At 68.0% G+C, this 20999-nt stretch carries 22 protein-coding genes and 1 pseudogene; 11 read left to right on the top strand and 12 right to left on the bottom strand.

Going from position 1 to position 20999, the window contains the following annotated elements:
• Nucleotides 1-12: 12 nt before the first annotated feature.
• Complete coding sequence (locus IPN47_21790; GenBank protein ID MBK9410630.1) at nucleotides 13-573, top strand: hypothetical protein; 561 nt, start codon at nucleotides 13-15, stop codon at nucleotides 571-573.
• Here the strand turns inward: IPN47_21790 and IPN47_21785 are convergent.
• Both IPN47_21785 and IPN47_21780 read right to left on the bottom strand, forming a co-directional pair.
• The gene (locus tag IPN47_21785) at nucleotides 557-1831 is read right to left on the bottom strand and encodes an ABC transporter permease (protein ID MBK9410629.1); all 1275 of its coding nucleotides are present in this window, start codon (nucleotides 1829-1831) and stop codon (nucleotides 557-559) included. The genes IPN47_21790 and IPN47_21785 overlap by 17 nt on opposite strands.
• Nucleotides 1824-2783, bottom strand: a complete 960-nt coding sequence (locus IPN47_21780; GenBank protein MBK9410628.1) for an ATP-binding cassette domain-containing protein — start codon at nucleotides 2781-2783, stop codon at nucleotides 1824-1826. Before IPN47_21780 ends, IPN47_21785 begins: the two co-directional genes overlap by 8 nt.
• A 160-nt stretch (nucleotides 2784-2943) precedes the next feature.
• On the opposite strand from IPN47_21780, the gene IPN47_21775 reads away from it, so the two are divergent.
• From IPN47_21775 to IPN47_21765, 3 genes are all read left to right on the top strand, one after another.
• A complete protein-coding gene (locus tag IPN47_21775) occupies nucleotides 2944-3750 on the top strand; it encodes an ABC transporter permease (protein ID MBK9410627.1) in 807 nt (268 codons plus the stop codon).
• Nucleotides 3747-4829: an ATP-binding cassette domain-containing protein gene (locus IPN47_21770; GenBank protein ID MBK9410626.1), complete on the top strand. Its 1083-nt coding sequence runs from the start codon at nucleotides 3747-3749 to the stop codon at nucleotides 4827-4829. Before IPN47_21775 ends, IPN47_21770 begins: the two co-directional genes overlap by 4 nt.
• A gap of 209 nt (nucleotides 4830-5038) precedes the next feature.
• A complete protein-coding gene (locus IPN47_21765; protein ID MBK9410625.1) occupies nucleotides 5039-5638 on the top strand; it encodes a DinB family protein in 600 nt (199 codons plus the stop codon).
• Here IPN47_21765 and IPN47_21760 read toward each other — a convergent pair whose 3' ends face one another.
• Nucleotides 5639-5941 carry a hypothetical protein gene (locus IPN47_21760; protein MBK9410624.1) on the bottom strand — a complete coding sequence of 101 codons (303 nt, stop codon included), beginning with the start codon at nucleotides 5939-5941 and terminating at the stop codon, nucleotides 5639-5641.
• A 191-nt stretch (nucleotides 5942-6132) separates the two neighbouring features.
• Here IPN47_21760 and IPN47_21755 point away from each other — a divergent pair, with 191 nt between their 5' ends.
• From IPN47_21755 to IPN47_21730, 6 genes are all read left to right on the top strand, one after another.
• Nucleotides 6133-6486, top strand: coding sequence for a hypothetical protein (locus IPN47_21755; protein MBK9410623.1), 354 nt, complete (start codon nucleotides 6133-6135; stop codon nucleotides 6484-6486).
• Between the two features lie 199 nt (nucleotides 6487-6685).
• On the top strand, nucleotides 6686-7126 hold the full coding sequence (locus IPN47_21750) for a hypothetical protein (protein ID MBK9410622.1): 441 nt from the start codon (nucleotides 6686-6688) through the stop codon (nucleotides 7124-7126).
• A gap of 39 nt (nucleotides 7127-7165) precedes the next feature.
• A complete protein-coding gene (locus IPN47_21745; protein MBK9410621.1) occupies nucleotides 7166-7825 on the top strand; it encodes a hypothetical protein in 660 nt (219 codons plus the stop codon).
• Nucleotides 7789-8580 carry a hypothetical protein gene (locus IPN47_21740; GenBank protein ID MBK9410620.1) on the top strand — a complete coding sequence of 264 codons (792 nt, stop codon included), beginning with the start codon at nucleotides 7789-7791 and terminating at the stop codon, nucleotides 8578-8580. Before IPN47_21745 ends, IPN47_21740 begins: the two co-directional genes overlap by 37 nt.
• Nucleotides 8581-8590: 10 nt before the next feature.
• Complete coding sequence (locus tag IPN47_21735; protein MBK9410619.1) at nucleotides 8591-9343, top strand: response regulator transcription factor; 753 nt, start codon at nucleotides 8591-8593, stop codon at nucleotides 9341-9343.
• A 177-nt stretch (nucleotides 9344-9520) separates the two neighbouring features.
• On the top strand, nucleotides 9521-10309 hold the full coding sequence (locus tag IPN47_21730) for a hypothetical protein (protein MBK9410618.1): 789 nt from the start codon (nucleotides 9521-9523) through the stop codon (nucleotides 10307-10309).
• Between the two features lie 429 nt (nucleotides 10310-10738).
• Here the strand turns inward: IPN47_21730 and IPN47_21725 are convergent, their stop codons facing one another.
• From IPN47_21725 to IPN47_21700, 6 genes and pseudogenes are all read right to left on the bottom strand, one after another.
• Nucleotides 10739-11182 (bottom strand): SUF system NifU family Fe-S cluster assembly protein, encoded by a 444-nt coding sequence (locus IPN47_21725; protein ID MBK9410617.1) that lies wholly within the window; start codon nucleotides 11180-11182, stop codon nucleotides 10739-10741.
• 2 nt (nucleotides 11183-11184) lie between these two features.
• Nucleotides 11185-12441: a cysteine desulfurase gene (locus IPN47_21720; protein ID MBK9410616.1), complete on the bottom strand. Its 1257-nt coding sequence runs from the start codon at nucleotides 12439-12441 to the stop codon at nucleotides 11185-11187.
• A gap of 105 nt (nucleotides 12442-12546) precedes the next feature.
• A complete protein-coding gene (gene sufD, locus IPN47_21715; GenBank protein MBK9410615.1) occupies nucleotides 12547-13842 on the bottom strand; it encodes a Fe-S cluster assembly protein SufD in 1296 nt (431 codons plus the stop codon).
• A 1-nt stretch (nucleotide 13843) separates the two neighbouring features.
• Nucleotides 13844-14605, bottom strand: coding sequence for a Fe-S cluster assembly ATPase SufC (sufC, locus tag IPN47_21710; protein MBK9410614.1), 762 nt, complete (start codon nucleotides 14603-14605; stop codon nucleotides 13844-13846).
• Nucleotides 14606-14770: 165 nt separating this feature from the next.
• Nucleotides 14771-16203, bottom strand: a pseudogene (sufB, locus tag IPN47_21705) (Fe-S cluster assembly protein SufB).
• On the bottom strand, nucleotides 16200-16964 hold the full coding sequence (locus IPN47_21700; GenBank protein MBK9410613.1) for a helix-turn-helix domain-containing protein: 765 nt from the start codon (nucleotides 16962-16964) through the stop codon (nucleotides 16200-16202). Before IPN47_21700 ends, sufB begins: the two are co-directional and overlap by 4 nt.
• Nucleotides 16965-18086: 1122 nt before the next feature.
• On the opposite strand from IPN47_21700, the gene IPN47_21695 reads away from it, so the two are divergent.
• Nucleotides 18087-18371 (top strand): hypothetical protein, encoded by a 285-nt coding sequence (locus tag IPN47_21695; protein ID MBK9410612.1) that lies wholly within the window; start codon nucleotides 18087-18089, stop codon nucleotides 18369-18371.
• On the opposite strand, the gene IPN47_21690 is transcribed toward IPN47_21695, so the two are convergent.
• From IPN47_21690 to IPN47_21680, 3 genes are read right to left on the bottom strand one after another with little or no spacing between them, the layout of a single operon-like run.
• Entirely contained in the window at nucleotides 18355-19443 is a 1089-nt protein-coding gene (locus IPN47_21690; GenBank protein MBK9410611.1) for a zinc-binding dehydrogenase, read from the bottom strand. The two genes, IPN47_21695 and IPN47_21690, sit on opposite strands and share 17 nt — an antisense overlap.
• Nucleotides 19444-19486: 43 nt before the next feature.
• Complete coding sequence (locus tag IPN47_21685) at nucleotides 19487-19984, bottom strand: hypothetical protein (GenBank protein ID MBK9410610.1); 498 nt, start codon at nucleotides 19982-19984, stop codon at nucleotides 19487-19489.
• Between the two features lie 4 nt (nucleotides 19985-19988).
• Nucleotides 19989-20954 (bottom strand): xanthine dehydrogenase family protein subunit M, encoded by a 966-nt coding sequence (locus tag IPN47_21680; protein MBK9410609.1) that lies wholly within the window; start codon nucleotides 20952-20954, stop codon nucleotides 19989-19991.
• Nucleotides 20955-20999: the final 45 nt, after the last annotated feature.

Here is a 20999-nt window from a genome sequence, read left to right as displayed (position 1 = left end):
GCCCACGTCGCGATGGTCATTACGCTCTTCGCCGACCGCCGCACCCTCGACATCGCCGACATCGCCGGACGTCTCGCGCTCGCGCTGGCGCCGCGCGTCCCCTCGCCCGGCGTGGTCGTCGCGACCCCCCGCGCGCTCGCCCAACAGCTGAGCGACGATGTGTCGCGCGTGATCATCGCCGACGGGGGACGGCCTGCCGAGGTGACGCAGGCGCTGCAGCAGCTCGTCACGCAGTACCCGGTCATCCTCGTCGCTTGGTCGGGGGCGCCGGATGAGCAGATGCTCGCGGCCTGCGATGCCTCGGATCGCGTCCTCATCGTCAGCGATCCGTCGGTCGCGTCGCTGCGCGCCACGCAGCGCGCGCTCAAGCTGTGCACATCGCTGGGCTACGGGATCGACAAGGTCTCGGTCGTCCTGCACGGCTTTGCCGACGACGCACCGCTCGCCCCGGGCGAGGCGGCGGGTGTGCTGCGGCGCGAGATCTTCTGGGTGCTCCCCGGCGGCGGCGCCGCCGGGGAGGTTCGTCGTTCGTCCTACGCCGGACTCGCCGAGCGCCTCAGCGCGCGAACCTGACCCAGCGCGCCACCTCGGCGAACGACGGCTTCTTGCCGTACATCAGCACCCCGACGCGGTAGATGCGCGCGGCCAGCCACATCGCCCCGGCACACGAGAGCAGGAGCAGCCCGATGGACGCGGCCAGCTCGTACCAGGGGACCGAGGTGAGGCTCATGCGAACCGGCATGAGGATCGGCGCGGTGAACGGGATGATGGAGACGGCGCGTGCCAGTCCACCGTTAGGCGCCATGAGCACCGGCATGAGCAGGAGGATGCTCGGCACGATGAGCATCGTGAGCGGCGTCGACACCTGCTGTGCATCCTGCGTGCTGCTCACCATCGACCCCACGGCGCCGAAGAGCGACGTGAAGAAGACGAAGCCGAGGATGTAGAAGCAGAAGTACGCCACCGCCGTGCCTAACGTGACCTGCGGCATGTTGATCGGCGTCGCCGGCAGTCCCAGCGAGGCCATGATGGGCTGCTGGAAGCGCATCAGCCCGATCGCGCTCGCGATCCACACCAGCTGCTGCGTGAGGCCGACCGCCCCCACCCCGATGACCTTGCCGGCCAGGAGGGTGTCGGCCGGGACCGCGGCCACCACGACCTCGGCAACGCGCTGCGACTTCTCCTCGATGACCCCCATGAGGATCGACTGCCCGTAGAGCACGATGCTCATGTACAGCAGCAGCGCCACCGCGTACGCGAGCGCCGCGTTCCCCTTGCCGCCCCCGCCGCGCCCCGACTCGGTGAGCCGCTCGGCGTCCACCTTGACCTTGAGCGTCGAGAGTGCCTGCACCTTCTGCGCATCCAGGCCGGCGGCCTCGAAGCGCAGCTCCAGCACGGCCGTCTTCACCGCATCCTGGATTTTGTCGACGTCGGGGAGCGTACTCGCGTTGCGCCCGGCGTAGCGCGCCCGCTCGCCCGCCTTCGTCACCAGGTCGACGACGAGGTACCCCTGCACCGTCTTGTCCATCACCTGCCGCGTCGCCGTCGACTCGGCCGCCGCCAGCTCGCTCGGGGCCACGCGCCGCACCTCGGGGGGACGCCCAAACGCGCCCAGCGTGCGCGACACACGCGCGCCAAGCTCGCTGTCCGACGCGTCGAGGATCACGATGTTGGCCACGTCGGCCGACGCCGTGCTCTTGGTCGCGAGATAGGCCGGGAGCACCGCCATGACCGCCATCATCAGCGGGCCAAAGACGGTCGCCACGACAAACCACTTGGAGCGCACGCGCTCGAAGTACTCACGCTTGATGACTGCGATCAGCTTACCCATGGCCGCTCATCCCCGCTTCAATGCCGGTGGCTCCAACCTTCTGGAGGAAGATCTGGTGCAGCGACGGCTGCACCCGCTCGAACCGTTCGATGGCTGCTCCCGCCGCTACCAGGCGTCGCAGCAGCAGCTGCGCGTCGGCACCCGGCGCCAGCTCGATCTCGAAGTACCGCGATGAGTCGTCCATCCGCCCCACCAGCGAGCGATCGGCCAGCACCGCGTCGACCGCCGGTGTGGAGGCGCCGTCCAGCGCCAGGGCCAGGTGCGAACCGCCGTGCGCCGCCTTCACCGCGGTCACCGCACCGTCCAGCACCTTCTCCCCGCGCGCGATGATGCACACCGCATCGCACATCCGCTCGGCGTTGTCCATCAGGTGCGTCGAGAAGATCACCGTCTTCCCGCTGCGCTTGAGGTCCACCACCGTGTCCTTGAGTCCCTGCGCATTGATCGGGTCGAGCCCGCTGAACGGTTCGTCGAGGATCACGAGGTCGGGGTTGTGCAGGAGCGTGCCGATGAACTGCACCTTCTGCTGCATGCCGCGCGACAGCTCGTCGACCTTGGACAGCCCCCAATCCTTCTCGGACGTGCGGAGGTCCAGTCGCTCGAGCCATTGGTCGATGCGCGCGTCGGCCTCGCGCTTCCCCACGCCCTTGAGCTCCGCGAGGAACCGCAGCAGCCGGCGCACCTGCATCTTCTTGTACAGGCCACGCTCTTCGGGGAGGTAGCCCACGCGGTCGAGAATCCCCTTGGCGGTATTGGGGACCCCGTTGATCAGGATGCTCCCCTCATCAGGGGCGATGATGTTCAACAGCATTCGGATCGTCGTCGTCTTTCCCGCGCCGTTGGGGCCGAGCAGTCCGTAGACCGCCCCCTTGGGCACCTGCAGCGAGAGATTCCGAACGGCGACATGCCCTTCGTACCGCTTGGCGATCGAACGCAGATCGACGGCGTACATGTCGGGTGAGGCGGGGTGAGGGAAAACGTCAGCAGATCCCGAGTGCGACGGTCGAATATACCGAGCGGGGCCTGCAGGGATGGCGTACGGAGGGGGTGCACGGTGAGATTCGGCGCATGCCCAATCGACCGTCCGCTCCTCGCCGTCTCGACCCCCGCTGATGGGGGGGCGGCGGCTTCCGGCGATCAGCACGATCGTCGCCGCGCTGGCGGCGTCGCTCCTCCTTCTCTTTCTCGTCGCCCCGATCGGCGAGCTGGTCTGGCGCGGGAGCGCGGACGGCGTCGCCCGCCTGGGGAGCGACGCGGAACTGCGATCGGCGCTGGCCCTTACCGGGTTGACGGCGACGCTCGCGACACTGCTGGGCGTCGCGACCGGGATTCCGCTGGCCTACCTGCTCGCCCGACGTCGCTTTCGCGGTCGTGCGGTGCTATCGGCCCTCCTCGACCTCCCGTTGGTCATTCCGCACCCGGTCGCCGGCATCGCCCTGTTGCTCGTCCTGGGGCGCGACAGCGCGGTGGGGCGGGGGCTGCTGGTGGCGGGGCTGCGGGTCGTGGGGACGCCAATCGGAATCGTCTGCGCGATGCTGTTCGTCTCGGCGCCGCTCTTCGTGAGCGGGGCGCGCGAGGCCTTTGCGCGCGTCGACGTGCGCTACGAGGCCGTCGCCCGCACGCTGGGCGACAACGGGTGGCGCGTCTTTCGCCGCATCACCTTGCCGCTGGCGGGGCGCGGCCTGCTGGCCTCGGCCGTGATCATGTGGGCGCGCGCCGTGAGCGAGTTCGGGGCGATCGTCATCCTCACCTACAACCCGAAAACGGTCAGCGTCCTCAGCTACGATCGCTTCACCACCTACGGCCTCGGTGAGGCGATCCCGGTGGCGGCCGTTCTCGTCCTCATCGCCATGGTCCCGCTCGCGCTCCTGCGCGCGTTGCGCGGCGAGCGAGAGATGCACGCCGGGGGGATGGAGTGATCGTCGCGCGCGATCTCGGCGCCCGCCTGGGGAGCTTCCAGCTGCAGGGCGTCACCTTCACGGTGCCGTCGGGGAGCTACGGCGTGGTGATCGGGCCGGCGGGGTCGGGCAAGACGACGCTCCTCGAGACGGTGGCCGGGATCGTCCCCGCGAGCGGCGGTGCGTTGCAGCTGGATGGGCGCGACGCGCGGGCGCTCCCCCCCGAGGCGCGCCGCGTGGGGCTCGTCTACCAGCACGGCTACCTCTTCCCGCACCTGTCGGTCCAGGAGAACGTGGCCTACGGAGCCGCCGACCCGGCGGCGGTCGACGAGGTCGTGCGCCGCTTCGAGCTGGCCGCCCTGCGCCATCGGGACGTGGTGAGCCTGAGCGGGGGCGAGCGGCAACTCGTGGCGATCGCCCGGGCGCTGGCCATGCGCCCGAGCATCCTGCTGCTGGACGAACCGTTCAGCGCGCTCGACCCCGGGCGTCGCATGCGCACGCGTCGCGAGGTGCGAGCCATCCATCGCGAGTGGAAGCTCACGGCGTTGCAGGTGACGCACGACTTCACCGAGGCCGGGCTCCTGGGCGACGTCGCGATCCTCCTCGACAAGGGGCGCGTGCTGCAGTCCGGCCCGCCGGAGGAGGTCTTCCGGCGCCCCGCCTCGCCGTACATCGCCGAGTTCCTCGGGGCGGAAAACGTCCTCGCAGGGACGGCGCGCGTGCTCGAGGATCTCGCGCCCGACTGGATCGACGCCCCTCCCTCCGAGTTTCGCGACGGGCACCACGCCATCGAATTCACCAGTGGCGGCCTCACGATCTACACCGTCGGGCTCCCCCCCGCAGGTGCAACGAGCTACGCCGTCATCCGTGCCGAGGAAGTCGTCGTGTCGCGCACCCCGCAGGCGTCATCGGCCCGCAACCTCTTTCGGGGGACCGTTCGCGAAGTGGCCATCCTCGGCGCCTACGCGCGCGTCACGCTGGAGACTGGTGGCGGACCGTTGGTGGCGGCGCTGACGGCCCGTTCCGTTCATGAACTCGGGCTGGCCGAGGGGGTCGAAGCGTACGCGACCTTCAAGGCCATGGCGGTTCACCTGTGCTGAGTGTGCGGGAACTGCCGGGTGCGCGAGTGCAGGGGTTGAGTGTAGAGTACGAGGCGCGGGCGGCGCGACACGGCAGGCGTCGCGTGTCCAGGCACAATCGTTAGGTTCGTGTGGCGCCCGGCGGGCGGGTCGGGCGCAAGCGCAGGCAATGCGAGCACGGTGCGGAGTGGACCGCGGCCGCCGAGGGGCGCCGCCAACGGGAGCACGACGTGTTTACCGCCCCAGAGACACAACAGGCCCTGCACGAGCTCCTGATCCGTGAAGGGCGCGCCATCACGGAGCACGTGCAACGCTTCGCCGCGACGTTGACGCCGCAGGAGTTGGCGTGGCTCCCGCCCGATAAGGGGTGGTCGATCGCGCAGGTGTTCGAGCACATGTGCATCGTCCACGACTCGTACCTGGAGCGCATCGAGGAATTCCTCGAGGGGGAGAGCCTTCCGCAGCGTGAGGGCGGGAAGGACGCGCCGTGGTCACCGCGGTTTGCCGGCGCCTTTCTGGTCCGGGCGCTGACGTCGCCGCGCAAGGTCCCCGCCCCAAGGAAGTACCGGGTCGGGCCGCGAATCCGCGCGCACGTGATCGCCGCGTTCCTCGAGCGCCAGAAGCGACTGGACGATGCCCTCGCGCGGGCCGAGCCGTTGGAGTGGCGCGCCTGTCGCTTGGGATCGCCCATGGCGTCGGTGATCCGGCTCAATCTGGGCGATGCCTTTTTGGTCGCCGCGGTGCACGCACGGCGCCATTTGGGTCAGGTGGAACGGCTGCGGGCCGCGATGGCGACAGCAGCGACGAATAGCGACGCGGCGTCGGCCTGATCAGCGCCGGAGCGCGTCGATCGCTTCGCGCCCGATGACCGGGTTCCAGACCAGGAGCTCGTACTGCGCGATACCCCGCTGCCAGAACGGATCGCCGTCTCGTACGGCGTCGAGCGCCCCCTGCGGATCGTCGTCGGGGACGTTGAGGATCAGCGCCCCGCCGGTGCGTGGGTCGAACGGCCCAGACGCGAGGAGCGTCCCTCGCTCGTGCAGCGAGCGGAGGTACGCCCGATGGTCGTCGGTGTTCGCGATCACGTCGTCGATCGGCTTGCGGTAGCGGATGAGGGCGATGGCGTAAGACATGTGTCGTTGACCGAGGGCTGAGGACGGTGCCGTGCGCGGAGTCTAGCGGCGGCGACGGCGCCCTGCCATCGACTGGGGTTACCCCCAGTGTCTGAACTTGGACTCGAGTTCTACACTGTAGTGCTCGACCGATCGGACGCGACCGCCCGCGTGGCGCGGACCGTGTTCTTCCTCAACGCGTGAGAACCAGCATGGCAAATCCTCCCCTGCAGCCCGGGCGTGACCATAGCATTACCGCCGCGGAAGCCGCAGACATGACGCGTCGTCATCGCAGCCAGGCCACCGTCTCGGGGGTGCGCAAGCCCGAAGAAGGGTCGCTGGGCGGCATGTTCAGCAAGAAGGCGGTGTTGGCGCTGCTGAGCCGCGCCGACGCCGAGTACCTGCGCTACTACCACGCCCGCGACGAAAAGGGGCAGCGCACGATCGTCCTCGTGGCGGCGGACAGCGCCGGCAGCGACCTGTTGGACGGGCCGACGACGGCGCTCGACCAGCACTACCCGTGCCCGCCCTACTGTCCCACCGAGGCGAGCGCACTGCGCGGCTAGTCGTCCGCGTTGCGAAGGGAGCAACGTCGCGCCGTCACGCTGGCGGGGATCCCCGCCGGCGTGACACGTCGCGTCCAGCCAGGTCCTCCAGGCGCTTCGCGGTGACACGCGGTCATGACACGTCGTGTGACACGGCGCGCTGGCGCATCGGGCATGTCGTGCCTAACAATTCCACATCATCCAACTCGAGAGGATTCGCATGGCCGTTCGCAAGCAGGGGACCAAGGGCGCCGGCAAGGGGCGCGGAAAGGGGAAGGGGAGCCCCAAGGGTGGATATGGAGCGCTTCCTCCCAAGGAGTCGCAGCGAATCTCCCTCGAGCGGGCCATCGAGCTGACGCAGCGCTACCGCAAGGCCGCGCCTGCGTCCGAGCATGCTGGCTTCTTCTGGGCCGACGGCCTGCAAGCGATCCTGTCGCAGCCCGGCTGTGTGGGGATCCGGTACTATCACGGGCTTGGCCCCGATGGGACGTACCAGCCGGTGATCGTCGGCGTTGACGAGAGTGGCAACGACATCACGAAGGTCGGGAAGGCCAGGAAGGGCGCACGCACGGCCGCCCTCGCCAGCGCCGGCGAAGCGGTGCTGCTCGACCAGCACTATCCGTGTCCTCCGTACTGCCCCACCGATTCGCCACTGCTCTAGTCGGGACGCCGGTCGACCCCTCGGCTACATGCGGCCTGGATGACGTTCTCCGTTTTCTTGATTCCGACGATCGCGGTGCTGGCGCAACTCATGCCACCCATCGCGGTCGTCCCGGCGTGGCGGAGGACGTCGCCGGCCCGCAAGTGGATCACGATCTGGTGCCTGGTCTTTTTTCTCTCGGACCTGGTGCAGCTGGGGCTGGCAGTCACACGGGGCAATAACCTCTGGATCTTCACGTACCTTCAGCCCATCGAGGATACGCTCCTCCTGTGGGCGCTGTCGCATTGGCAGACGCGACCGGTGACGCGTATCGCGCTGCGTATCGCCATTCCCTTGGTCGTCGCGACCTACGTGGCGATCGCCATCGTCGCCGGGGAGCTCGACACGTTCCGGACCTTCTCGGGTCCGTTCCGCGCCCTGCTGATGATGCTGTGCACCGCGTATACACTGATCTCCAACGTGGCGGCGTCGCCGGAACGCGCCTGGAACCACGATTGGCTCTGGACGACGATCGGGGTCCTGCTGTATTTCGGGTTGCTCGTCATCATCGACCCCATCGCCGCGGCCATGGGGCCTGACCAACTCGTCGCAATGCGCCGCTTGTACAACGCGCGCTCCTTCGGCGATGTCCTCGCTTTCGTCCTCATCTGGAGGGGAATGCGGTGCCCGCTTCCGACCAGCTCTACTGGATCTACCTAGCGGGAGCACTCGCGGTCGGGGTCATTCTGGCGGCTCTGTTGGCGGCGCTGTTCATCTACCAGCGACTCAACCTCAAGCTCCACCAGACGTACGCCAAGAAGCTCCTCGACGCACACGAAGAGGAGCGTGCGTGGGTCGCCCGCGAGGTGCACGACGACGCCCTGCAGCGCGTCGCGATCCTGCAGCACGAGCTGAGCGAGTGGGATTCGGGGGAGCCATCGGTGGGCGATGGGCCCGAGCGCGCCTCGATGCGCGTCGACGCGCTGCGCATCGATGCGCTGCGCTCCGAGCTGCAGGACCTGGGAGTGATGCTGCGTCGCGTCGCCCACCGGCTGCACCCGGCGATCATCGACCAGGGAGGGCTCCTGCCAGCCCTCGACCAGCTCTCGTCAGACGTCAGTCGCGCCTCGGGGATCGACGTCGAGACGAGCTTCGAGGACGTCGGGCACGCGTCACAGCTTTCGCGCGAGCGCGCGCTGATGCTATATCGCATCGCGCAGGAGGGACTGCGCAATGTCAGCAAGCACTCGGGTGCCAAGAAGGCTCGCCTGCGGACTCGTAACACCGGCGGGGGAATCGAGCTGTCCATTCAGGACTTCGGGCAGGGCTTCGAGTCCACCGATCCGAGCAAGAGCGCCGGGTTGGGACTGATCTCCATGGCCGAGCGTACACGACTCGCCGACGGGCGCTTCGAGATTCGATCGACCCCCGGCGAAGGGACGACCATTCGCGTCACCGTACCAGTCAAGGGATAGGAAGGTCCGCATGCGCCGCACACTTGTCCTGATCTGCGACGATCATCCGCTCATGAGTCACGGGCTCCGCGCCCTGCTCAAGCCGAGCTTCGTCGTCGTTGGGGTGGTGAACGACGGGCGAGAGGTCGTCGACCAGATCGGTCGCACCAAGCCCGAGATCCTCCTGCTCGACCTCTCCATGCCCCATCGCAACGGGCTGGAGCTCCTCCCGGACATCACCGCCGCTTTTCCCGCGCTCAAGGTCCTCGTCGTCACCATGCACGTGGACCGTGCGCTGGCCGACCTGGCGCTGCAGAAGGGGGCCCACGGCTTCATCCCCAAGGAAGCGTCGGCCGAGGAGCTCAATGGCGCGATCGAGGCCGTGCTGGCGGGAAAGCTCTTCATCTCGCCCCGAGTCCCCCGTCGCTCGTTCCGCGACACGGCGGCGCTGCAGCACCCGGCGCTCGATCGCCTGACCCCGCGCCACCTCCAGATCCTGCGCCTGATCGGCGACGGCAAGTCGACCGGCGATATCGCCGAAACGCTCGGCGTCTCGCCCAGAACGGTCGAGTTCCACCGCGCCAGCATCCGGAAGGCACTCGGCATCACCACCGAGTGGGGATTGATGCGTTTCGCCATCATGCTGCCACCTGAGGGACAGGATGGGGACTCAGATGGTGAATTGGTGATCCCGGTCGAGCCTGGAGACAGCGCGGCGCAGCCGCCGGCCCCCCCGTCGACGGGCGACTCGATTCAACACCGCCCCGACGCTGGGGCGCGATGATCGGGGGTTCCTGGCGCAGCGTAGAGGCCGAGGGGGCACCGTCGACCTGAGTCAGATCGTCCAGGACGCGTTTCGATGGGGAGGGGACCGACATGGTCCCCTCCCTTTTTCGCGTCGGCGATCGACTGGGGCTTGTACGAGTGTACAGCCTTTTCGGGGCGCCGTAACGTGCGTTCCATGAACACCTCGTCACTGTTGATCCTCGAGCCGCCGTACCAGATGGCGCGGCGACTGCACGATGTGTCGCCCGACCTCGGGTCGGTGGCGCTGCTCGATGCCCTCGAGCGTCGCCCGTCGACGAATGACGTGAAGGCGCAGATGGACGTCGCGCCGTGGTGTCCGCTCTGCATCCTGGCCGATGGCGATTCGGGGATGCGTTCGACGCGCCGTCTCCCCAGAACCTGCGTGGTCTTCGGCCTGGCCGACGCCGATGGGGCGAGCGCCATCCTGCGCGCCGTGGCGGCCCGTCCGCGTCCGACGCCGAGCGACATGGTGGAGTGGCTGGTCCGTCGCACGCGCGCCTCGACGCTGTCGCGTACCCTGGCCGACCTGTTCACGCGCCCGGCGCTACGCAGGAACGAGGTGTCGTTCCTCCCGTACACGGTGCGAGAGCAGCTGCGCCTTCTCGGCGACTGGGGGGCGCTGGAGTGGCAGCGCGCGGCGATCCTCGCCGACCTGGCCTCGGATCGCACCTCGGTCAACCGCGTCATCTCGGCCGACGAGCCGAACGCGGCCGAGACGCGCCGCTGGATTCATGAGTTGCTGGGACTGTCGGAGCGCGAGTTCCACCAGCGCTTTGGCTGGGAGTGGGTTCTGGAAGCATCGCTTCGCCGCTCGGGCTTCTTCGAGCGAAAGGGGAAGGTTGTTCGCGCGCTACATCCGTATCGCGTCGTCGCCCCGTCTCCCGATGTGTGGGGAGATGGGATCGGGGAGGAGGGGTTCGGGGGACGTCGGGCGACGGCGTAACGGACGCTTTTGTGGGGTTGGGTGGAGGGGGAAGGCTGGGTGGGGTCGAAGGGCGCTCACGCGTTCTTCCGGGTGGGTGGGGGAATACGCACGACGTGCCGGCACCAAACACGCGATCCGTGTGGTGCGGAGCGGTTGTGAGTGGGGGCAGCTTGTTGTGGGGGGTGGGGAAGGGTGGCGAACGACAAGCCGGTGCCGCGCACGTCGTGTTTTCCCTCTCGGCGAGGATCCACCGCAGGTGAAGCGGGCGAGCGAAGCGAGCACACTGGCCGCGACGGCCATGTGACCCGCGTGGCCTGCGGTGCGATTCCTCGCCGGGAGCGTTGAGAGGCGGGCGATCGGGGACGTGAAGGGCACGCCGCCTGGCGCGAGCCACCGTCCAACTTCCTCGCCGGAGACGAGCGCGGCTCGTCTACCTGCTTCGCGTCGTCAGGACGCGCGTGAGTGGGCCTGGTGCAGCGCTTCGTGCATCGCATGCCAGGCGAGCGACGCGCACTTCACGCGCGCTGGGAATCGCGCCACGCCCGCAAAGACCTTGAGCTTGCCGACCGTGGCATCGCCCGCCGGGTTGGCGTGATGCCCAGTGACCATCGCGTGGAACTGCTCGAAGACCGCCTCGGCTTCTGCGCGCGTCTTTCCCTTGATAGCCTGCGTCATCATCGACGCCGACGCCTTGGAGATCGCGCATCCGGTCCCGACGAACGAGATGTCGGTCACGCGATCGCCCTCGAGCTTGAGCCAGACCGTGACCTCGTCGCCGCACATCGGGTTGCGACCGTCGGCCCGGTCGTTGGGGGGCGGGAGCTCCCCCCAGTTCCGCGGGTTGCGGTTGTGCTCCAGGATGACGTCCTGGTAGAGATTGCCGAGATCCATCGTCAGGCGAAGACGTGCCGCACGTGGTGGATGGCTTGCACGAGCGTATCGACCTCCTCGCGGGTGTTGTAGAGGTAGAACGACGCGCGTGCCGTGGACGGTAGACCATATCGCCGCATCAGCGGCTGTGCGCAATGGTGTCCGGCCCGAATGGCGACCCCGAAGCCGTCGAGAATCGTCCCGATGTCGTGGGGATGGGCGCAATCCATGACGAAGCTGAGCACGCCCGCCTTCTCCTGCGCGGTCCCCACCAGCCGAAGCCCGGGAATGTCGCGCACCTGCTCGACGGCGTAGGCCAGCAGGTCGTGCTCGTGCGCCGCGATGTTCTCCAACCCCACCCGCTCCAGGTACTCGAACGCGTGCCGATAGGCGACCACGTCGCCGATCGACGGCGTGCCGGCCTCGAACTTGGACGGGAGCCGCGCCCACGTCGTCCGCTCGAAGGAGACGTGCTCGATCATGTCACCGCCCCCCATCCACGGGGGCATGCGATCGAGCCACGCTTCCTTGCCGTACAGGATCGACGCCCCGGTGGGGCCGAGCATCTTGTGGCCGGAGCAGACGAAGAAGTCGCAGTCGATGGCCTGCAGGTCGACCCGCGCGTGTGGAGCCGACTGCGCCCCGTCGATCAGCACCGCGGCCCCGGCCTCATGCGCCAGCCGCACGATGTCGGCGACCGGGTTGATGGTGCCTAACGCGTTGGAGATGTGCACGATGCTGACCAGCTTCGTGCGCTCGGTGAGCAGCGCGCGATAGCCGTCCATGTCCAGCTCCCCGGCATCGGTCACCGGGATGACCTTGAGCACCGCCCCCGTGCGTTCGCACAGCAGCTGCCACGGGACGATGTTGGAGTGGTGCTCCATGGTAGAGACGATGATCTCGTCCCCGGCCTTGATGAAGGCCTGCCCGAACGATGACGCCACGAGGTTGATCCCCTCGGTGGCGCCGCGGGTGAAGATCATCTCGTGGGCGTGCCGGGCATTGAAGAACCGCCGCGCCGCCTCGCGCGTGAGGTCGTACAGTTCGGTCGCCTTCTCGCTGAGGTAGTGCACCCCGCGATGGATGTTCCCGTTCTCGCGTTCGTAGTACTGCGTGAGCGCGTCGATGACGGCGCGCGGCTTTTGCGAGGTGGCCGCGTTGTCGAGATAGACGAGCGGCTTGCCGCGCACTTCCATCGAGAGGATCGGGAAGTCGGCGCGGATCGTCGCGACATCGAGCGCCGTTGGCGCCGAGGGGGGAGGAACCAGGTTATCGCGCATCACGCTCGTCATGAACCCTCTCGTCTTCGTGTACCGACCTCCGCGCCTCCGCCCCCCTCCGTGTCCGCTGCGGTGGAGACGGCAGCGGACACGGAGGCGTGATGATCAGAGGTAGCGCTGGAGGGTCAACTTCTCGAGATCTTCCTTCAACGGCTCCAACTCGATCGTCTCCAGCACTTCGGCGGCGAAGGCGTAGGTCAGCAGTCGCCGCGTGGTGTCGGCATTCACGCCGCGCGACTTCATGTAGAACGTCGCGATCTGGTCGAGCTTGCCCACGGTTGCGCCGTGCGTGCACTTCACGTCGTCGGCAAAGATCTCGAGCTGCGGCTTGGTGTCGATGCGCGCCTTGTCCGACAGGAGCAACGTCTTGTTCGTCTGCTTGCCGTCGGTCTTCTGGGCAACGGGGCGCACGTACACCTTGCCGTTGAAGACGCCGTGCGAGGTCCCGTCGAGGATCCCCTTGTACATCTCGCGCGAGTAGCAGTTGGGCTCCGCGTGCTCGATGCGCGTCTGGTTGTCGCACACCTGGTCGCCGTCGAGCATGTACAGCCCGTTGAGCGTGGCGCCGCACCCTTCGCCGGCCAGCATCGTGTAGATGTTGTTGCGCGACAGCGCCGCGCCGATGGAGAAGGCGAACGACACATAGTGCGAGTCGCGCCCCTGTCGTGCCTCGATGTGCCCCACGTGGAAGGCCTGCTGCCCTTCGCGCTGGAGCTTGTAGTGGTGCAGCGTGGCGCCGTCGGCGAGCACGCACTCGGTGACAGCGTTGGTCAGGTAGCGCGCGTCGCCCAGCGAGACGTACTGCTCGATGATCGTGGCGCGCGAGTGGCGCTCCATGACCACGAGGTTTCGTGGATGCGACACGCCCCCATTGGCGACAGCATCGGAGACGAAGAGGAGGTGGATCGGCGTCTCGACCGTGGTGTCCTTCGCCACGTGCAACACCGCGCCGTCGCGCATCATCGCCGTGTTGAGCGCGGTGAAGGCGAAGGCCTGCTCGTCCACGGAGGCCAGCTTCCCCAGGTGCTGCTCGAGCAGCGTCGGCTCCTCATGCAGCGCCGAGGCGAGCGAGAGTACGCGCACGCCGGCGGGGAGGGCGTCGACGCGCGAGAGCGTCGGCGCGTAGCGTCCGTTGACGAAGACCACCGTGGGCCACTCGGCGTGTCCCACGAGAAAGGGGACGAGGTCGGCCTGCGTCACCGTGCCTGACGCCGGCCGCATGGGCTCGAACGCCCCCTCGGTGATCGGCGCCGGGTTGGTGAAGTGCCAGTCCTCGTTCCGGGTCGTCGGGAAGCCGTTGGCCTCGAGACGCTCCATCGCCCGCGCACGAAGCGGGGCGAGCCACGCCGGCCCTTCAGGGGTGAGCGTGTTGAACTGATCGCGATACGTTGCCGTGCTCACGTCAGCCTCCCACCGCCGCCGGCTCGTCGAGCAGCCAGTCATAGCCCTTGGCCTCGAGCTCGAGCGCGAGTTCCTTCCCGCCCGACTTCACGATGCGACCGCCGGCCAGCACGTGGACGAAGTCCGGGACGATGTACTCGAGCAGGCGCTGGTAGTGCGTGACGACGATGGTGGCCGAGTCGGGGCGCTTGAGCTTGTTGACGCCGTTGGCGACGATGCGCAGCGCGTCGATGTCGAGCCCGGAGTCGGTCTCGTCGAGGATCGCGAGCTTGGGCTCGAGCACCGCCATCTGCAGGATCTCGTTGCGCTTCTTTTCGCCGCCGGAGAAGCCGGAGTTGACCGAGCGCTGGAGCATCGCCTCGTCCATCTCGACGAGCTTGAGCTTCTCGGTCATGACGTCGAGGAAGTCCATGGGATCGACTTCTTCCTTCCCGTTCGCCTTGCGCACTTCGTTGTATGCGGTGCGCAGGAAGTAGGCGTTGGAGACGCCGGGGATCTCGATCGGGTACTGGAAGGCGAGGAAGACGCCATGATGGGCGCGCACCTCGGGGTCCATGGCGAGGAGATCTTCGCCATCGTACTCGACGGTGCCACCGGTGACCTCATAGCCCGGGTGGCCCGCGAGGACCTGGGCGAGCGTCGACTTCCCGGAACCGTTAGGCCCCATGATGGCGTGCACTTCGCCGGCGTTCACGGTGAGGCTGATTCCCTTCAGGATTTCCTTGTCGCCGACGTTGGCGTGGAGATTCTTGATGACGAGCATTGGTCTTTAGAAGACGGGAAGACGAGAAGACGAGAAGACGAGTGAGATCAACTGCGGGGGAGACGGAGCTCTCGTGTGTCGGGCGAAGCGCGAGACAGACGTGAAGGGGAATCGACTGAACTCGTCTTCCCGTCTTCTCGTCTTCTCGTCTTCCCGACCGAGGAGCTATCCGACCGATCCCTCGAGCGTAATTCCGAGGAGCTGCTGTGCTTCCAACGCAAACTCCATCGGCAGCTCCTTGAACACCTCGCGGCAGAAGCCCGAGACGATCATCGACACGGCCTGCTCGGCGCTCATGCCGCGCTGCTTGAGGTAGAAGATCTGGTCTTCGCCGATCTTCGACGTGCTCGCCTCGTGCTCGATGGTCGCCGTGTTGTTCTGCGCCTCGATGTACGGGAAGGTGTGCGCGCCGCAGGCGTTGCCGATCAGCATCGAGTCGCACTGCGTGTAGTTGCGCGCGTTCTCGGCGCGCGGCATCACCTTCACCTGGCCGCGATACGAGTTCTGTCCCTTGCCGGCCGAGATCCCCTTGGAGACGATGTTCGACTTCGTGTTGCGGCCGATGTGGATCATCTTGGTCCCGGTGTCGGCCTGCTGCATGTTGTTGACACCGCCACCGAGTAGAACTCGCCGACCGAGTTGTCGCCCTGCAGGATGACGCTGGGGTACTTCCAGGTGATCGCCGAGCCGGTCTCCACCTGCGTCCACGAGATCTTGCTGTTCGTCATCGCCTTGCCGCGCTTGGTGACGAAGTTGTAGATCCCGCCCACGCCGTGCTCGTCGCCCGCGTACCAGTTCTGCACGGTCGAGTACTTCACCGTCGCGTTGTCGAGGGCCACGATCTCCACGACCGCCGCATGCAGCTGGTTGGTGGAGCGCTTGGGTGCGGTGCACCCTTCGAGGTAGCTCACGTACGATCCTTCGTCGGCGACGATGAGCGTGCGCTCGAACTGCCCCGTATCGGCGGCGTTGATGCGGAAGTACGTCGACAGCTCCATCGGGCAGCGCACCCCCTTGGGGATGTAGACGAACGAGCCGTCGGAGAAGACCGCCGAGTTGAGCGCGGCGAAGAAGTTGTCGCTGTAGGGGACCACCGAGCCGAGGTACTTCTCGATCAGGTCGGGGTGGTCACGCACCGCCTCGCCGAAGGAGCAGAAGATGATGCCGTGCTTCTTCAGCTCCTCCTTGTACGTCGTGCCGACGGAGACCGAATCGAAGACCGCGTCGACCGCCACGCCGGCCAGGAGCTTCTGCTCCCGCAGCGGGATCCCGAGCTTGTCGTACGTCTCGCGGATCTTGGGGTCGAGTTCGTCCAGGCTGCCTAACGGCTTGACCGACTTGGGGGCCGAGTAGTACGAGACCGCCTGGTAGTCGATGGCCGGGAAGGTGACGTTGGGCCAGTGCGGCTCCGTCATCTGCTGCCAGCGGCGGAACGCCTTGAGGCGCCACTCGAGCATGAAGGGCGGCTCGTTCTTCTTGGCCGAAATGATCCGGACCACGTCCTCGCTCAATCCGGGCGGGATCGTGTCGGTGTCGATGTCGGTGCTGAAGCCGTACTGGTATTCCTTGGAAACCAGCTGGTCGATGGCGCTACTCATGGCGTCTCCTGCAGCGCGACGTGACGTGCGCTCGCCCCATGGCGTGGGGTCTCGATCTGGACGAAGGAGGGCGACTCGAGGGCGGTCGCCGCGGCGCTAACCGCGGCGACTTCGCCTGACGAGTCGGACGGATGGATGCAGTACTCGCAGCAGTTGGCCCCTGCCGCGATATGGGTCTGGCGCGTGACGTGGGTCCCGAGCACTTCCTCGAGGAACCGCTTCTCGGCGACGCAGATCTCCGGGAAGCGCTCGATCACGGCGCGAATGGCGCAGTTGTGCTCGCGCAACGTGGAATTCTCCCCCTCCGACGCCTCGGCCATGTAGCCGAGGGAGGTGAGGAGCTGCGCCAGTCGCTGCGCCCGCTGATTCAATGGCAAATCGGCCAGTTCCGGTTTCGCCTTTTCGGCGATGTCGGCCCAGCGCTTTCGAAAGAGCTCGACCACGCCGTCGCTCCCCATCTGCTGGCGCACGAGCTCCAGCACTTCATTGAGTGCGGCGTCGTAGGCGCGAGGGAAGAGCCGCTCGCCCGACTCGGTGAGCGAGTAGGCGAAGACCGGCCCGCCGACCCCGCGGATCTCACGCTGGTACCGGACGAGCCCCTCGACCTCCAGCTCCTTGAGGTGCCGGCGGAGGGCGTTCGGCGTGACCCCAAAGTGAACGCCAAGTTCTTTGGCGGTAAGGGGTTGGGCCTTCTTGAGGGCGACGAGCACGTCGCCTCGGAGGCCGCGGTAGCCGGGGATGGGAAGGGTGGCGCCTGTCATGGGGGGCGGAAGATGGGCGAATCCGGGAAATAAGTCAACGAAAGTGTTGGCGAATTACCCCGCCACGAAAACCCCCCCCCCACACAAACGGGACCCCCCCCCGGGCCCAACGCCCCCCCCCCGGAAAAAAACCCCGGGGCCCGAAAAGGGGAACCCCCGGGCGAAAACCCCGGGCGGGGCGAACCCAAGCCCGAAAAACCCCGCCCCCCCGGGCGCGAGGAGGAACAGCGGGAGGCCCCCCGGAAAAAAAGCCCCGCCCCCCGCCCCAAGGCCAACAAGAGGGCCCCCGAAAACGGAAACCAGGCCCCCCCCGGGCCAGGCGGCCCCCCCGCCCCCCCCGGGGAAAGGGGGAAACAAGAGCCCCCCGCCGAGGGGGGACCCCCGGGAGGGCCCCCGGGGGGCCCCCCCCCCCCCGGCGGGACAAAGCCCCCCCCGGCCGCCGGAAACAGGAGAGGGCAAACAGGACGAACCCGAGCAGGAGGGGGGGAACAACCCAACAGGCAAAAACGCGGAGAGCGGGGCCCCCCCCCCGAACGCCCCAACGAAGAGAAACCCCCCCCCCGGGCCCCCCCGGACCGGGCCCAGGAGGAAGGCGGCGCCCCCCGGAACAACCCCCGCGGAGCCCCCCCCCCCGCCCCAGAGCCCCCCGGCGCACCGCCGCTGGTGCAGTACTGGGTCGCGCCGCCCGTCCTGCTGGCACCCCTCGGCTCGATCTCTCCTGGAGAGGAGAATCGGCCGCCAGGCGGCTGTTCGGCTGCCTCCGCCGCGCGTGGCGATCGCGAGCGTGTGGCCGCGGGTCCATCGCGTGTGCCATCGTCAGGCGCCACCACGAACGCTGGAGTGTGATGGGCATCACGTCCGAGCGTTGCCTAAACCGCAACAGCATCTCAAGACACGGGGTTCCCCGAGTGTACAGCCCTTCGCGCGCGGCCGAACTTGATCCACGAATGCGGGAACGGACCCCTCGCGGTTGCAGGGTCGCACAGGGCCGCACCACCTCGACACGCTGTCGCCCGTCGGAGTCCGTTTTCGCATTCGCCAGCATGAGCGCCGTCGCCAGGGTGGCGACGCCTCGAACGTACCACGCGCTTCGCCGGTCACGCCGTTCTCGCGAGCCACTCCATGTCGACCACTACCGATAGCTACGCCATCCCGTTCGACACGCTGCGTCCGATGTCGCGCCGAATGATCCTGACACGCACGCCGTCGTTGGCCCCCACCATCGCCCCGCTCGGAAGCGATCGGCTCATCGCGGTCTGCTACACGGGAGAAGGGTCGATTCGCGTGACGGGCAAGGCGAGCGGGCGCGAGTATGCGTTCGACTTCGGGCAGACGCGCGAGGTCCCGCTGGCCGACGCACGCCACCTCGTCACCGAGGAGAACTTCGCCTTCACCGGGGGACGATGATCGCCTTCGTCACCTCACGCCGCTCCACCGCGCCCAGCGCGTCCTGCGCCTCCTCGAGCGAGTAGCGCCGCTCCACCATCTCGCGCCACGGGATGCGGTCGCCATGCTTGGCGGCGACCGCCACGGCCCGGTAGAAGTGCGAATAGTCGCTCCCCCAGCAGCCGCGAATCTCGATGTGCTTGCGGTTGATGTGAAAATGCGGATGGATGCGGATGTCGCCGTTGTCGGTGTAGTGTCCGCAGATCACGATCCGCCCACCATCGCGTACGAGGTCGAACGCCTGCAGCACCGCGTCGGGAGCTCCGCTCGCCTCGATCACGGTGTCGACGCCGTGGCCATCCGTGGCTTCGAGTACCGCATCGCGCCGCGCCTCCGGTGACAGGTCGAGTCCCAGCGTGTCCGTCGCCCCCATGCGCGCGGCGAACGCCAGCCGCGACGCAGGATCGCCAACCGCGAAGATGCGATTGGCCCCCGAGAGCGCCGAGAGCGCGATGATCGATTGGCCCACCGGGCCGACGCCGAGCACGGCCACGTTCTGCCCCAGGCGCACCTCCGCGCGGTCGACGGCATGCATCGCCGTCACCAGCCCGCACCCACCCCCCATGAAGGTCGCCTCGTCGAGCGACTCGGGGAGGCGCACCATGTGCACCCCCGGCTTCATCCACAGGTACTCGGCCCACCCGCCCAGCAGCCCGTCATTCGCGCTGTAGGTGATGCCGTACACCTTGCGATGCGGGCAGCGCGTGGACTGCTTGGCCACGAGGCACTGATAGCACTTGCCGCAGGTGCCATGCACGTCGAGGAAGGTCACGCGATCGCCGAGCGCGAAGGGGCGCCCCTCGAGGTCGTCGATGCGGCCATTCATCTCGTCGATCACCCCCACCGAGACGTGTCCCGGGATGATCGGGTACGGCACCCCCGTCAGTCGCCCGTGATGCAGGTGCACATCGGTACCGCACACCTCGGAGTAGGTCACGCGAAGGAGCGCGGCACCGGGCTCGAGGACGGGGCGGGGGAACTCCGTCAGGCGCAACGGGGCGCCAGGGGCGGGCATCACGACGGCTCTTGGCATGGAAGACGGGAAGACGGGAAGACGGGAAGACGACGGAGAGCGGCTATTCGGCTTCGACGGCCAGGACTCTGGGGCCCAAGTCACGCAGGACGGCGGGAAGGCCGCCCTCCGTGGTCATCAGCTCGCGCCAGAGATCGCGGGAGGCGTAGAGCGGGAAGCCCAACGCGCCGTTCACCGCGGCCGCGGCCAGCGGAAGCGAGCGGCGCGTCGCTTCGGTGATCATCCCGCGGAGGAACTGCCCGCTGAGTGCATGCGACTCGATGGGAATGACCAGCGCGGCACTGACGGGGGCGTTGGTGAACTGCATCAGTCCCAATCGCATCGCCGACAGGTCGTCGCGCTCCGTGCGCGGGAGCTTGAACGAGCGGGCCGGGGCTGCGACGCGAGGCGACCCGTCGTGGGCCACCACCACCGGCGAAGCTCCGAGGAGCACGGCGGTGGCGATGAGGACGTCGAGGTGCTCGTCGGCGAGTTGGGCACGCGCGGGATCGCGCTCGAGCCCGGTGGCGACGATGAGGCACCCGAACGGCGGAACGGTCACCGGCCTAACGCCCTTCGAGAAAGGCGATCCCGCGCGAGAGGATGGCGCTCGCGATGTCGACTTTGTAGCCGTTGTGTGCCAGCGGACGCGCGTCGTACAGCGCGCGCAGGCCAAGCGTCTCGATGTCGTCGCCGCTCAACCCGCCCGACGCGACGTCCTCCTCGATGGAATCGGTGACGCGCCACGGGTGCGGGGCCACTCCACCCAGCACGAGGCGCACCTCGCCGTCCCGTCGCTTGATCGCCGCGACCGAGACGAGCGCGAAGTCGAAGGCGCCGCGCTGCATCACCTTTTCGTAGCGCTGTCGCCCGCCGCGCGAGAGCCCCGGGATGGTCACCGCGGTGACGATGTCGCCAGGCGCAAGCTGCGTCTCGCGCCCGCCGGGACGGGCGGCCTCTCGATAGAAGTCGGCCACGGCGACCTCGCGCTCCCCCGTTGCTCCTGCCACGTGCACGATCGCCTCGAGCGCCGTCAGCGCGACCGCGGGGTCCGACGGATGCACGGCGAAGCACGGCCCACCGCCCAGGATCGCGTGATACTGGTTCTCCCCCACCTCGGCGCGGCACGTGTCCCCGCCGTTCTTGTGGCAGGAGAAGCCATGCCGGAAGTACCAGCATCGCGGTCGCTGGCAGAGGTTGCCGCCGAGCGTCCCCATCGTGCGCAACGCCGCCGATCCCACCGCCGCGCAGCCCTCTGTCAGGAGGGGAAAGGCCTCGCGCAACTCGGCGTGCCGTGCGAGGTGCGCCAGTCGCGCGGAGGCGCCGATGCGCACACCGCCGTCCTCCAGCCACGTGATGTCGGCGGAGAAGGGGATGCGACGCAGGTCGACCAGCACCTCGGGGTTGGCCAGGGCGTCGCGGACCTGCGGCAGGAGGTCGGTCCCCCCGCCCAGGGGGAGGGCGCCGGGGGCCTGCAGCTTGGCGACGGCATCGTCGAGCGACGTGGGTCGAGCGTACTGGAAGGGCGACATGCACGGGATGGAGTTTCAGGCACGGGCGAGGGGCGCTAAGTTCCC

The organism is Gemmatimonadota bacterium (assembly GCA_016719105.1).
Taxonomy (GTDB): Bacteria; Gemmatimonadota; Gemmatimonadetes; order Gemmatimonadales; family Gemmatimonadaceae; genus SCN-70-22.
This window is presented reverse-complemented; position numbering and strand designations above follow the sequence as displayed.